10 protein-coding genes are annotated in these 13,195 nt (G+C 59.5%); all 10 read left to right on the plus strand.

From position 1 onward, the window contains the following. Nucleotides 1-335 precede the first annotated feature (335 nt). A complete protein-coding gene (locus K5D32_RS16695; RefSeq protein WP_221578258.1) occupies nt 336-1,772 on the plus strand; it encodes an undecaprenyl-phosphate glucose phosphotransferase in 1,437 nt (478 codons plus the stop codon). Further along, nucleotides 1,772-3,226, plus strand: a complete 1,455-nt coding sequence (locus K5D32_RS16700; protein ID WP_221601128.1) for a mannose-1-phosphate guanylyltransferase/mannose-6-phosphate isomerase — start codon at nt 1,772-1,774, stop codon at nt 3,224-3,226. The genes K5D32_RS16695 and K5D32_RS16700 overlap by 1 nt, the downstream gene beginning before the upstream one ends. A 143-nt stretch (nt 3,227-3,369) precedes the next feature. After that, on the plus strand, nt 3,370-4,146 hold the full coding sequence (locus K5D32_RS16705) for a polysaccharide biosynthesis/export family protein (RefSeq protein WP_221560745.1): 777 nt from the start codon (nt 3,370-3,372) through the stop codon (nt 4,144-4,146). Nucleotides 4,147-4,162: 16 nt separating this feature from the next. Continuing rightward, on the plus strand, nt 4,163-6,154 hold the full coding sequence (locus K5D32_RS16710) for a lipopolysaccharide biosynthesis protein (RefSeq protein WP_221601129.1): 1,992 nt from the start codon (nt 4,163-4,165) through the stop codon (nt 6,152-6,154). After that, nucleotides 6,154-7,332 (plus strand): glycosyltransferase, encoded by a 1,179-nt coding sequence (locus tag K5D32_RS16715; RefSeq protein WP_221578255.1) that lies wholly within the window; start codon nt 6,154-6,156, stop codon nt 7,330-7,332. Before K5D32_RS16710 ends, K5D32_RS16715 begins: the two co-directional genes overlap by 1 nt. A 1-nt stretch (nt 7,333) precedes the next feature. Next, on the plus strand, nt 7,334-8,650 hold the full coding sequence (locus tag K5D32_RS16720) for a cellulase family glycosylhydrolase (RefSeq protein WP_221601131.1): 1,317 nt from the start codon (nt 7,334-7,336) through the stop codon (nt 8,648-8,650). 2 nt (nt 8,651-8,652) lie between these two features. Beyond that, nucleotides 8,653-9,876 carry a glycosyltransferase family 4 protein gene (locus K5D32_RS16725; RefSeq protein ID WP_221593887.1) on the plus strand — a complete coding sequence of 408 codons (1,224 nt, stop codon included), beginning with the start codon at nt 8,653-8,655 and terminating at the stop codon, nt 9,874-9,876. Further along, nucleotides 9,860-10,960: a glycosyltransferase family 1 protein gene (locus K5D32_RS16730; RefSeq protein ID WP_221601133.1), complete on the plus strand. Its 1,101-nt coding sequence runs from the start codon at nt 9,860-9,862 to the stop codon at nt 10,958-10,960. Before K5D32_RS16725 ends, K5D32_RS16730 begins: the two co-directional genes overlap by 17 nt. Further along, nucleotides 10,960-12,375: an O-antigen ligase gene (locus K5D32_RS16735; protein WP_221593885.1), complete on the plus strand. Its 1,416-nt coding sequence runs from the start codon at nt 10,960-10,962 to the stop codon at nt 12,373-12,375. The genes K5D32_RS16730 and K5D32_RS16735 overlap by 1 nt, the downstream gene beginning before the upstream one ends. Next, nucleotides 12,372-13,193 (plus strand): acyltransferase, encoded by an 822-nt coding sequence (locus tag K5D32_RS16740; RefSeq protein WP_221578250.1) that lies wholly within the window; start codon nt 12,372-12,374, stop codon nt 13,191-13,193. The genes K5D32_RS16735 and K5D32_RS16740 overlap by 4 nt, the downstream gene beginning before the upstream one ends. Nucleotides 13,194-13,195: the final 2 nt, after the last annotated feature.

The following is a 13,195-nucleotide window of genomic DNA, read 5'->3' on the forward strand; positions in this document are numbered from 1 at the left end:
CGTCCCTGAAGCCCCTTTGCAGCACGATCAAGGGCAAAATAATATCGCCAGAGTGAAACTTTTTTTGTGTCATGAGCTTTACTGTCAAGAAACCCCCATTTGAGGTGGTTAACCTTCGAAATGCAGAGAAAAGACTTACGCTATCAAAGGCTTTGGATACCTTGGGAAAATTGACAACACTTCAAAACAACAAGGAAAAAAACCAAAAACGACAAATAAATGGCTTTACCAAAGATAAATAAATAGAAAAGATATTTTTTTGACTCTACGATATGACGACTGACAGATCATGGACCGGTGCTCGAGCCATGAGTGCCATGTAGTGAGGGAGCTTTATGCGGTTGCAACCAGTCGACAGTCTTTCGCTGACACGCACCAGCCTGGTCGAATACTTCCTTTTGGGCATCCGTCTGATACATGGAGTTTCCTGCATCCTGCCGGGGATGCTGATCCTTGCGGTGATGCACAACGGCACTATCGAAAACTTCAAGGACTACGCACTGATGCCGCTGTTCTTCAGTGTCGTCTGCGTCCTGATCTTTCAGGCACTGGGGGTTTACTCCGAAGCGCTGTTCAGTAACGCATTGCGCTTGCGCGTCATTGCTTTCGCCTGGTCTGCCGCCTTCGGCCTCTTGCTGTTCATGCACCAGACCATGGGCTTTTTCGAGCACCTGAACAACGAGCAACTGATTTTCTGGTACCTCAGCAGCCTGGCCCTGTTCTGCATCATTCGTTTGCTGATGCTGGCGTTTTTCAAGCACCAGATGCGCAAAGGTATCTTCTTGCAGAACGCAGTGATTCTGGGAGCTACGGAAAACGGCATGCGCCTGGCCGAATACCTGCTTGAGCATCAGGATATCCGTTCGGGGGTAACCGGCTTCATCGATGACCGCATCGGCCGCATGCCCAAGACCGTCGCCAACCTGCCGTTGCTGGGCAACACCAGCGATCTGGAGCGATTGATCCGTGAGGAAAAGGTTACCCAGGTGCTGGTTGCCCTGCCCTGGACTGCCGAAAACCGCATGGACTACATCATTCGCGAACTGCGCAGGCTGCCGGTGAATGTCTTGCTGGTGCCGGACATGATCGCCTTCCGGCACACCCACAACCGCATTACCGAAGTCGCCAAGCTGCCGATGTTCAATGCCTCCGATGTGCCTCTCAATGGCTGGTCGCCGTTCTTCAAGCGTGCCGAAGACATTGTGCTGTCGACCCTGGCGGTGCTGGCGCTGTCGCCGTTCATGCTGCTCATCGCCCTGGCAATCAAGCTTGATTCTCCAGGCCCGGTGCTGTTCCGGCAAAAACGTTATGGCTACAACAACCGCCTGATCGAGGTCTTCAAGTTTCGCTCCATGCATCAGCATCAGGCCGATGCGACCGCCGAGCAACAAACCACCCGAGGTGACGCCAGGGTCACTCGAGTCGGGCGCTTCATACGCAAGACCAGCCTGGATGAGCTGCCACAGTTGTTCAATGTCGTGGCAGGCAGCATGTCGATGGTGGGACCTCGGCCCCATGCGACGGCAACCAAAGCGGCCGGCATTCTCTTCGAGCAAGCGGTGAAGGAGTACACGTCACGCCACAGGGTCAAGCCAGGCATCACCGGTCTGGCACAGATCAATGGCTATCGTGGTGAAACAGACACCGTGGAAAAAATCGAAAAGCGCGTCGAATTCGATCTTGAGTACATAGAAAACTGGTCCGTCTGGTTCGACCTTTACATCCTTATGCGCACTGTTCCGGCAGTGCTCTTCACTCGTGAGGCTTACTGATGAGCAACCTCATCCCCTGCATCATCGCCGGCGGGTCCGGCACCCGACTCTGGCCAGTCTCTCGCGAAGCCATGCCCAAGCCTTTCATGCGCCTTCCCGATGGCGAAAGTCTGCTGCAAAAAACCTTCAAACGCGCCACAGGGCTGCCGGAAGTCGAAAGGCTGCTGACGGTCACCAACCGTGAAGTGTATTTCCGCACTGCTGACGACTATCGCCAGCTCAACAAGACCAGACTGCCTCTGGATTTCATTCTTGAGCCTTTTGGCCGCAACACGGCGGCCGCCATCGCCGCGGCGGCGCTGCATGTGGCCCGGTTGTATGGCGACAACGCCAAGCTGCTGGTGCTGCCCGCCGACCACCTGATCACCGATGTGGATGCCTTCTCCAAAGCCGTCGGCGTCGCCCAGGAACTGGCCGAACAAGGCTGGCTGGTGACTTTCGGGATTCTGCCGACCAAACCGGAAACCGGTTTCGGCTATATCGAAAAAGGTCCGTCACTCAATGCCGAGGGCTATCAGGTCGCACGCTTCGTCGAGAAGCCGGATGAAGCCACTGCCCAGGGTTATGTGGACGGCGGACTGCATCTGTGGAATGCAGGGATGTTCTGCATGCGCGTCGATGCCGTACTGCGCGAACTTGAAATCCATGCTCCCGACGTGCTGAAAGCGGTCAAGGCCTGCCTTGAAAAGAGCATCAGCAAAGAAGGCAACCATGAACTGCAACTGGAACTGGACAGCGAGCTATTCAGCCAGGTGCCGGACATCTCCATCGATTACGCGCTGATGGAACGCTCGCAGAAAGTCGCCGTGGTGCCGTGCCAGCTGGGCTGGAGCGATATCGGATCCTGGCAGGCCGTGCGCGAACTCACTGCCGCAGATGCACAGGGTAACCAGTGCAATGGCCAGACCGTATTGCATGACGTGACCAACTGCTACATCGACTCCCCGAAACGTCTGGTGGGTGCCGTGGGCCTGGACAATCTGGTCATCATCGATACACCGGACGCCCTGCTGATCGCCGATGGCGCGCGCAGCCAGGACGTGAAAATCATCGCTCAGGAGCTCAAGCGCCAGGGCCACGATGCCTATCGCCTGCACCGCACCGTCACCCGGCCATGGGGCACTTACACCGTGCTCGAAGAGGGCAAGCGCTTCAAGATCAAACGTATCGTGGTTCGCCCGCAAGGCTCGCTGTCGCTGCAGATGCACCACCATCGCAGCGAACACTGGATCGTGGTCAGCGGCATGGCACGGGTCACCAATGGCGAGCGGGAATTCATGCTCGACACCAATGAGTCGACCTTCATCAAACCCGGCCACACGCACCGTCTGGTCAATCCGGGAGTCATCGATCTGGTGATGATCGAAGTACAGAGTGGCGAGTATCTGGGGGAAGACGACATCGTGCGTTTCACTGACATTTATGGCCGGGCACCGGAAGCGGCCAAGGCATGAAGTTCGACGGTAAGGACACCATGGCACGTACACACACAACGATGAGGAACTGAACCACCACGCACTGGACAGGCAGTACCGGCCAACATGATTTCTTTACCCGAGAGGGAGCCTTATTCGTGCATGACAGGAGTTCAGGACCGATGAAAAGCATTCTGCTGTTAATCAGCGTATTGCTGCTAAGCGCTTGCAATACCCCCGCCAGGGTCGGCTTGCCCGACGACAAGGCGCAGATCGAAGCCGGTCAGGCGGCTGGCCGGGCTCTGGCGGGCAAACCCTTGCCACCGGAACGGATTCGCCCCGGAGATACCTTGCGTATCGTGCGTAATACCGGGGAGGCGCCATCCATATCGGCGTTCACCGCCAACTCCATCTATGAGCTGACGCTGTTTCAGGTCCTCAATGACGGGACCTTTTCCTATCCCTACATCGGTACGGTCAAGGCGGCCGGCCTGACCCTGCCGCAATTGAACGATGTACTGGAAAGCAAGCTCAAGGATGTCTATCGCGAGACCGCCCTGACCATCAATATTTCCCAGTCACCGGGCAATACCGTCTTCGTGGGCGGCGCGGTACGCAACTCGGTCACTCTGCCAGTCAATGTGGCCACCAATCTGGAGCAGGCCCTGGTCGGTGCCGGCGGGGTCGCACTGGATGCAGATGCCCGTCAGGTGGCGCTGCTGCGCCTTGAAGAGAACGGCCTCTACAAGACCTATTTCTTCGATTACAGCAAGTTTCTCTGGGCAGACGCCGGTGGTCCTCGGGCACCGGTCCTGCTGCAACGCGGCGATGTAGTGTTCGTCCCCAAATCCTCGGTCGGAAACAAGGTGGACGGTGTCAACCTGTACTTCAACCAGTTGATTCCTTTCGCGAAATCGATAGGCCTGGGCATGAACTACGAGTTGCGCAACAACAACTAATCGTCAGGGAAAAGACATGATCAATATCCGTTCATTTCGCGATCTGCTACGCCTGTTTTTTATCTTCAAGCGCGAAGTAAAGATCACCGTGATGGTGACCTTCGTCATCGTCATTCTGGGCGCGTTCCTGCTGCCCAACCGTTATGAGTCCACCGCGCTGTTGCTGGTCAAGCCAGGCCGCGATACCAGCACCGTGCCCATCGAGCTGTCCGACCGCCAGGCGATCGTGGTGCCTAACGGCCTTCGTGACCCGTTGCTGGACGAAGAGCGCATGCTCACGGGCCGCCCGATCATGCGTATGGTGGCCGAGAAGTACCTGAACGAGCTATCCAAGATCGAGCCTGAAACCGGCGTCATGGCTTCGGTGAAAAGCGGCATCAAGTACGTCGTGCGCTCGATCTTCGAGGCGGGTCACAGCGTGCTGCAATTCCTGGGACTTGCGGAAAAGCGCACGCCGGTCGAGCGCATGGCCGAAGACCTGGAGAAGAACTTCAAGGTCCGTCACGAACAGGGCTCATCGGTGATGGAGCTGACCTTCACCTGGAATGATCCGGTGACCGCGCAGATCGTGCTCAAGACCTGGATCGATGAATACCAGTTGCAACGCACCAAGACCCTGGGGCGCGTCAGCCTATACGGATTCTACGAAACCGAAGTCAAGGCGATTGGCGCCAACATCATTTCGTACAAACAACAGATCCAGGGCTATCTGAACCAGTTGGGCGCGGTGAGCATTTCCCAGCGTCTGGCCGATACATCCCAGGGCCTCAATGACCTGCGCACCGAACGCAACAACACCATCCGCGCCATCGCCTCCACCAAGGCCGGACTCGACACGCTGAAGACACAGTTGGCAGCGCAACCCAAGACCGTCTCGGCAGGCCGTGAGCTGGCGTTGAACCCCAACCGCCAGGACCTGCAAAACCGTATCAACGGCAAGGAAGTCGAGCGTCAGGAACTGCTGCGCTCGTTCAAGGAACAGGCGCCACCGGTGCGTGCCGCCAACGAGGAAATCAACAACCTCAAGCAACTGCTCAAGGAACAGGACGCAACCATCCAGCGCTCCGAAAGCATTACGCCAAACCCTATCTATAACCGCATGCAGAACGTGTATGCCGACCAGCAGACCAGCTACGCCCGCCTGCAAACTCAACTGGCACAGCAGAACGCGCAACTGGCCCAACTGGAAAGCGACCGCCAGCTGGCATTGAAACTGGAGCCTGAGCTTTCGCGCTTGCAGAACGAGCTGGATGCCGCCCAGAAAAGCTACGCGCTCTACACCGACAGCCTGGAAAAGGCGCGCATCGACCGTGAGCTGGACAACAGCCAGATCAGCAACATCGCCACCATCGAAGACGCTACGTTCAACGCCAGCCGGGTCTTCCCGAAAAGTCTGTTGATGCTGCTGCTGGCCTTCCCGTTGAGCGTTGTCGTGGGATTCCTGGCGTTGTACTTCTTCTACTTGCTGGATCAGCGCATCCACGATGGCGACAAGATCGAAGGACGCTTCGGCGTGCCGGTCTGGACCAGCCTACCGGATCTGGAACGCGCCCAGGATCGCAGTGCAGCCCTGACGGCCAACCTGCACCGGATCTACGGCATCCTGCCTTTGGGTCAGGTTGCGCAAAAAGGCCTGGCCATCGGTTTTACCTCCGTGCACCGGGGCGAAGGGGTGAACTTTGTCATCTCGCGCCTGAGTACGCTGCTGACCGAACAAGGCCATAGCGTACGCACTGAAGGCCGTGGGCCGGCCAAACCGGGAGAGATCGTGTTGATCAATGCTTCGGGGGTTTACGGCAACCAGGAAGCGTTTGTCCTGCTGCGTGATGCCGATCAGATCGTGTTGGTGGTGCGTGCCGAGCAGACCACCGTGCCGATGCTCGAAGATGCCCTGACCACCCTGAATACCGCGTTCAAGAAAGTCGACGGCGTAATTCTCAACCGTCGCCGCTTCGAAGTACCGGAGCATGTCCTGAAGTTCCTGAAACGCATCGGGAGCCGCGCCTGATGCAAATCGCCCTGCTCGCCCCGCTTCCACCGGAGCAGAACGGCATTGCCGATTATGCCGGACACCTCAAAAACGCTCTGCTGGAATCGGGGGTGCAGGTACGTACGCCCTTGCAAGGCATCGGCAACGATCCTCGCCAGGCCGAACAACGTGTCGCCGAAACCGACTGGAGTGGCATCGATCTGGTCCATGCCGAGCTGGGCGGCGGACGACTGGCAGAGTTTCAGGCATTGCGGGCATTGCGGCAGCGCTTCCCCCATTTGCCTCTGACCGCCACCGTGCATGATCCGGAGCGTCTGGTATGGCGCCGGGAAAAACTGCCATGGCCGTTATCCCTGGCCAGCAACATGCGCTCTCCCCTGCCGGAAATCGCCACGGTGCTGGCCGACCCACTGTGCCTGCGCGAAGAACGTCAACTGGCAAGAGGCATGACCCGCCTGATCACCCTGACTCAGGCCGGCAGTCAGAGCCTGAAACAGCGCATGGGACTGGAGCAGTCGCAGATGGCCGTGATCAGCCATGGCAACCTGGCAATCGAACCGGTGCCATTGCCGGCCTTGCAGCCTCTGCGGTTGCTGTATTTCGGCTTCATCTATCGCGGCAAGGGTATCGAGGATCTTCTGGATGCTCTGGCCAATGTCTTTGTCGCCCAGCCGCAATTGCGTTCCACTGTGCGCCTGACACTGGCCGGTGGCAGCGAGCCGGAAATGGCCTTCGGGCCGTCGGGCAGCTATCTGGATCAGTTGCGTCTGCGCATCCGGCAACTGGGTCTGGCGGACTTGGTGGACTGGCAACTCGACCTGCCCGCCGACCAGATCGCCCATGTCATCCAGGCCCATCATGTGATGGTCCTGCCCTATCGCGAGTCCAGCAAACTGAAGCTTCTGGGTAAGCTGCGTGGCACCAGCGGCGCACTGTCATGGGCCACCGCCTGCGGTCGCGGAGTCATCACGTCGGATGCCCGCTCGTTTGCCGAAGAAGTCTCCCATGGCAACGGCATGATCTACCCTCAGGGCGATGTAGCGGCTCTGACCGAGGCATTGAATCGTATCTGCGCGGCACCGCGAATGGCCATCGAGTGGTCCGAAAACGCTACGCGCATAGGCAAGACCCGGGTCTGGAGTCAGACGGCAGAACGTTTCAGGGATGTATTCCGGCAGGCATGCGAGGTGAACTGATATGCGGCGCACATCAAGATCATGGCTGGCCATCGCGGCACTGCTGACAAGCGCGATGACTCTGGGAACCGTCGCTCAGGCAGCGACCGTTCTGCAGGCACCGCGTGCGGTGGTCTGGAAGGACTTTCTGGGCGTCAACGTGCAGTTCCAGTATTTCGCTCCGGAGATCTACCAGCAGCAGATGGAGCGTCTGGACGCACTGGGGCTGAACTGGGTACGACTGACCATTCACTGGCCAATCATCGAGCCGGTCCAGGATCAGTACAACCTCACGGACCTGGACAACGCCATGGCTGCCATCAAAAGCCATCGCTACAACACCCTCGCCTATCTGGTGGGCTCGGCCCCCTTCGCCAGCAGTTCGGTCTCTACCGCTGCGAGCCGTGATCAGTATCCTCCGCTGGATTTCAACGTCTTCGCCGCACGCATGGCGGCACTGGCCCAGCGTTATCCTCATGTCGGCAACTGGCAGGTCTGGAACGAGCCGAACATCATCTGGCTGCCCCAGGCCGACCCGGTTGCCTACGGCAATCTGCTGACTACCACCGCCAATGCGATCCGTTCTGTCATGCCGGACAAAACCATCGTGACAGCTGGCATGGCCTACTACAGCCAGATGCAGCACCGCTCGGGCTACATGTTGCAGACGCTGGTGGAAAACGGCCTGGGTTCGCAGAACATTGTGGCGGCCTATCACCCTTACTCCGAATACCCCGAAGGCGACTCGGTCGCGGATCGGGATTTCCTGGTGCGCTCCAATGCCATGAACCAGTTGCTGCACAGCAATGGCGTTTCACAGGTCTGGGCCACCGAATGGGGCTGGTCGAGCTATGCCGGCCCGGTGGAAATGCAGGCCATCATCGGCACTCAGGGCCAGGCCGACTACACCCTGCGCCGCCTGGCACTGATGAGCGCCCTGGATTTCCAGCGCATCTTCCTGTTCAACCTCAGCGATCTGGACGAACGCGCCAGCGCCCGCGATCAGGGTTACGGCCTGCTCGACCTGCAAGCCAACCCCAAACCGGTCTATACCGCGCTGCAAAACTTTCTGAACATCACGGGGCCGCGCCTGGAGCCAGCCGCTCCGCCCACCGTCAGCGCAGTCCCCGATGATCTGTTTGCCGTGCCATGGACACGCAGCGACGGCAAACGCCTGCTGATGTTCTGGAGCGCCAACGGCACCACCTTGAATTTTCCACAAATCCATGAGGGCATCGTGCATGACCCGCTGACCGGCACCCACATTCCATTATCCGGTAGCCAGGGCATCAGCCTGGCCCTTAAACCCACCCTGCAAATTCTGGAATGGAATCCATAATCATGCGAATTCTATGGACACTGCCTTACCTGCCCTGGCCCACCACCAGCGGCGGCAAGACCCGCGAGTATCATCTGCTGCGCAATCTGGCAGCGCGTGGTCATCGCATTACCCTGCTGGTGCAATCCAAGACCCCGCTGGACGATGCCTGCCGCAGCGCCCTGGAACCCTGGCTGGAACGCCTGATCGTCATTGACCGGCGTCCGCTGCTCAGCCTGCGCACCCTGCTGGCCGTGGCTTTCGCGCCACCGCCGATGCTGGCCAGCGTCAACGGCTATGCACCGGAACTGGAACAGACTTTTGAAAAGCTGCTCGAGGAAGACTGGGACATCATTCAGCTCCAGCACACCTATGCCTTCCAGCCTTTCGAAGGGCCGCTCAAGCGTTCGGGCAAACCCTTCGTGCTCACTGAGCACAATGTCGAATCGGCGCTGGGCGCGGCCAGTTATGACCGTCTGCCCCGCTGGGCCAGCTTCTTTGCCGTCTATGACCGCTGGCGCTACCGGCGCTGGGAACTGCGGGTTTTCCGCCAGACCAGCGAGCTGGTGGCCGTGACCGAAGAAGATGCCAAGGTGCTTTCGCGCCTGAGTGGCCGGGCCACCTCCATCGCGGTCAACAGCGTGGATTGCAGCTACTACGCCAATGTTCATGCAGACCGCTACAACCGCCGCCTGCTGTTCATCGGCAACTACGAATACGGCCCCAACGTGGATGCCATCGAGTGGGCGCTGGACGAAATCATGCCGCTGGTCTGGGAGCTGTCACCCACCGTGCGCTTTGCCGTGGGCGGTTTTGGCATGCCCGAGTCCTGGCGCGAGCGCTGGCCCGACCAGCGCATCGAATGGCTGGGTTTCGTGCCGGACCTGCGAGCCCTGCAAAGCAGTTCCTCGATGTTTTTCGCGCCCTTGCGCCAGGGGGGCGGCTCGAAGCTGAAGATTCTGGAGTCCATGGCTGCCGGCCTGCCCGTAGTCACCACCGGGCAAGGTGTTTCGGGCCTGGACGTCACCCATGGCGAGCATTACCTGGGCAGCGAAGAACCAGCACAACTGGCGCGTCTGATCGCCGACAACATCGACAGCCCTGCACGCCTCATCCAGATTGGCGAAGCCGGACGTGCCTACGTGCGCTCACGGCACGACTGGTCGGTTTCGGCCGCCCAGCTGGAAGGCATCTACACCCGAATTTCGCCCCCAAGCAAGGATCTCGCGCATGCGTATCGGACTTGATTACCGCGCTGCGGCCGGTTACCCCGTCAGCGGCATCGGCCGCCAGAACTTCGCGCTGGAAGAAGCCTTTCGTGCTCACCCCGATGTGCAACTGCAATTGTTCGGGGTTGCTCCTTATGATCATCCGATCCGGCGCCTGATCCATACGCCCAAATGGGCGACCCCTCTGAACTCGGTCCATCGGCTGCCCGATCGCCTGGGTTTCGAGGGCCTGTTCCTGCCCAAGGCCCTGCGCGATACCGAAGTGCAGATCTACGTCGCCAATATCAACATGGGCCTGCCACTGGGGCGCAAGCCTGCCAACGTACGCTACGTGCTGCAGTTGCATGACCTGTTCCAGATCACCCAGAAGAACAATCACGGCTCGCGCATCAAGGCCGCGTTCTATCGCCTGACCGACTACCTTTCGATTGCCTACTCCCTGAGAGTCGCCGATGTGGTGTGGGTACCCTCGCAATTCACTGCCAATGAAGTCATCCGCCTGTTCCCGTCCGCCCGGAAAAAACTGCGCATCGTGCCGCTGCTGGTTGAAGGCTTCAAAGATGAGCCAGCGGACATTGCCGCATTGCAATTGCCCGAGCGTTACTGGCTGTGTGTCGGTACCCGGGAGCCGCGCAAGAACATTGCCTGGTTCGTCGACGCCTGGCAGAACGCCCGCCTGCAGTTCCCCACCGTGCCGGACCTGGTACTGGTCGGTGGCAACGAACCCTTGAACGAGTCCCAGCGCCGCCTGCCAGGACTGCATGTGCTCACCGGCATCAGCGACAGCGAGTTGCATGCGGTCTATCGCAACGCTGATCGCCTCTGGCAACCCTCGTATGCCGAAGGCTTCGGACTGCCAGTGATCGAGGCCCTCAAAGTCGGTACGCGGGTTGCGGTAGCCACCGGCTCGTCTCTGGATGAAATCACGCCACCGGACAGCCCGCGATTCTCGCCCACCAACAGCCCGGCCCTGGTGCAACTGATGGGTGAACTGTCCACGGCCCCTGAAGAGGACCCCGAAATCTCCAGGACCTGGGCGACCTATTACGCCCCCGAGGCTTTCTACAAACGCCTGCATGAAGCTCTCGAGGAGTTGCGTTGATGCCGGTAGCGATGCCACTGGGATTGTTTTTCGGCCTGGTCTTCGGAATCCTGATCTGGCTGCTGCCAGCCTCCAAGGTGCTGCTGATCGCGGTCGGGACAGCGTCCATCATTACCGTGATCCGCCAGCCCATTCGCGGCCTGCTGCTGTTCTGTGTGATCGGAGCCTTCATTCCCTATTCCACGATACAGATCGGCATTCGCACCACGGTATCCGAAGCCCTGATCATGCTGACCTGGGCCAGCTATCTGTTGCAGGCCATGTTCTTCGAGCAGCACCGCGTGCCGAAGATGATGCGTACCGAGCGTCTGTTGCTGGCGCTGATGCTGTTCAGTGCTTTCCCGTTCCTGATCGGCCAGCTCACCATCGTTTCCGACGGCAACGGCCCGATCAACTGGGTACGCTGGCTGTTCAACCTGTCGATCCTGTTTCTGGTGCCGCGTCTGCTGCACGATGGCAAGACACTGGAGCAGGTGATCATCGCTGTGCTGACCGGCACCCTGATGTTGCTGGTGCTGTCGATTCCGACTTATGTCATCAGTGGTTCGGCGTCGGCCATCACACCGATTCTGGCGATCATGGGCTACGGCGGCCTCGACGTGTTGAGCGAGAGCCTGCTGTCGCTGTCCAGTCGCATGGGCTCGCCGTGGCTGCACCCCAACGTGGCCGGTGGTGCCATGGCGATGATCCTGCCGATTGCATTCTGCTTCGGTATCACCCGCAGCGGCGGGCCGCGCTCCCTGGGCCTGCTCGTTGCGGCACTGGGCGCCATCGGCCTGCTGCTGACCGGCTCACGGGGCGCACTGGTGAGCCTGATGGCCGTCATGCTGTGGATGGCGCGTCGCCGCTTGCCGTATCTCGGTCGCCTGCTGATAGGGGGCGCCATCGGGGGCGTGCTGTTGCTGATGTTCTATCCGCCGTTGCAGGACCGTCTCATGGGACTGTTCAGCAACGACGACACCAGTACCGCCATCCGTTTCCTGGAGTACACGCACTTCCCGCAGGCCATGGCCCTGTTTCCGTTCGGCATCGGTTTCAAGATCGACCCTCCCGTGCCGGGCTACACCCAGTTCGGTATTTCCAACCTGTGGCTGAACTTCATCTACAAGATGGGCATTCCCGGCATGTTGCTGTTCATTGCCGTCACTGTGAGCTGGTGGAAGGAAGTCCGTCCGACCTCAGGCAAGATCATCCTCACCCCTGACAACGCCATTGGCCTGGGCTGCACGGTCGGCGTGCTGTCCGCGCTGTTCAGCGGTCTGTTCGATCACTACTTCAGTTTCACCAGCGTGCTGGTCGCGCTGTTCTGGCTATTCGTCGGCATCAGCCTGCACGAAGCCAAGCGCCTGCGCACCAAGGCTGGCCCCCCTTTGAAATCCCCCGCCGCCTCAACCGACCTGGGAACACCGCAATGAAACACCGCATGATGCATTCGCATAACCTCAGAGAGGCCCTTCCCGACTACGCCCGCAAGATGGGCGTGGACCTGGAGGAACTGCAGGCCGCCTACCAGTGGATGCTGGACAACGAGGTGTGCTTCGAAACCAGGATCAAGAACACGACCCTGTCCTTTATCTGCTACCTGAATATCGAGCCGCGCATCGAGCATCCTCTGGCCCGACGTTTCTATCGCCTGCTGGCCAGCGAAACACTGGGTGCGCTGATTCCCCTGTACGGCATCAACTGGCCGACCTTGCGCGACCGCATGCTGCGCACCTGGGAGCAGATCTACAACATCCTGATCTGCAAGATTCCCAGCCACACCTTGCGTCTGCTCTGGCTGCGCATGGGAGGTGCCAAGATCGGCAAGGGTTCGACGGTCTGGCGCAATACCGAAGTGCTGGGCGTGGACAGCCTGCGCATCGGCAACGACTCCACCGTCGGCTGGCACTGCCAACTGGATGCCCGTGGCGGTCTGGTGATAGGCGATCATGTGACCATCGCCTCCCATGTACTGATCATCGCGGGCGGGCACGACCTGAACGAGCCCGAATTCTGGGCAGTGGGCGGTCCGGTATTCATTGGCGACTACGCCTGGATCTGTAGCCGCGCCCTGCTCTCCTTCGGTGCCAATATCGGCGAAGGTGCCGTGGTCGGTGGCGGCAGTGTGGTCTCCAAGCCGATCCCGGACTACGCCATCGTCAGCGGACCGAACGCGGAAATCAAAGGCGAACGCGCCCGTAACCTCAAGTACAAAGTGGGCGGCAAAGGCCTGTTCACTTTGTTCCATTAAGC

The sequence above is a fragment of the Pseudomonas cichorii genome (genome assembly GCF_019719005.1).
GTDB lineage: Bacteria > Pseudomonadota > Gammaproteobacteria > Pseudomonadales > Pseudomonadaceae > Aquipseudomonas > Aquipseudomonas cichorii_E.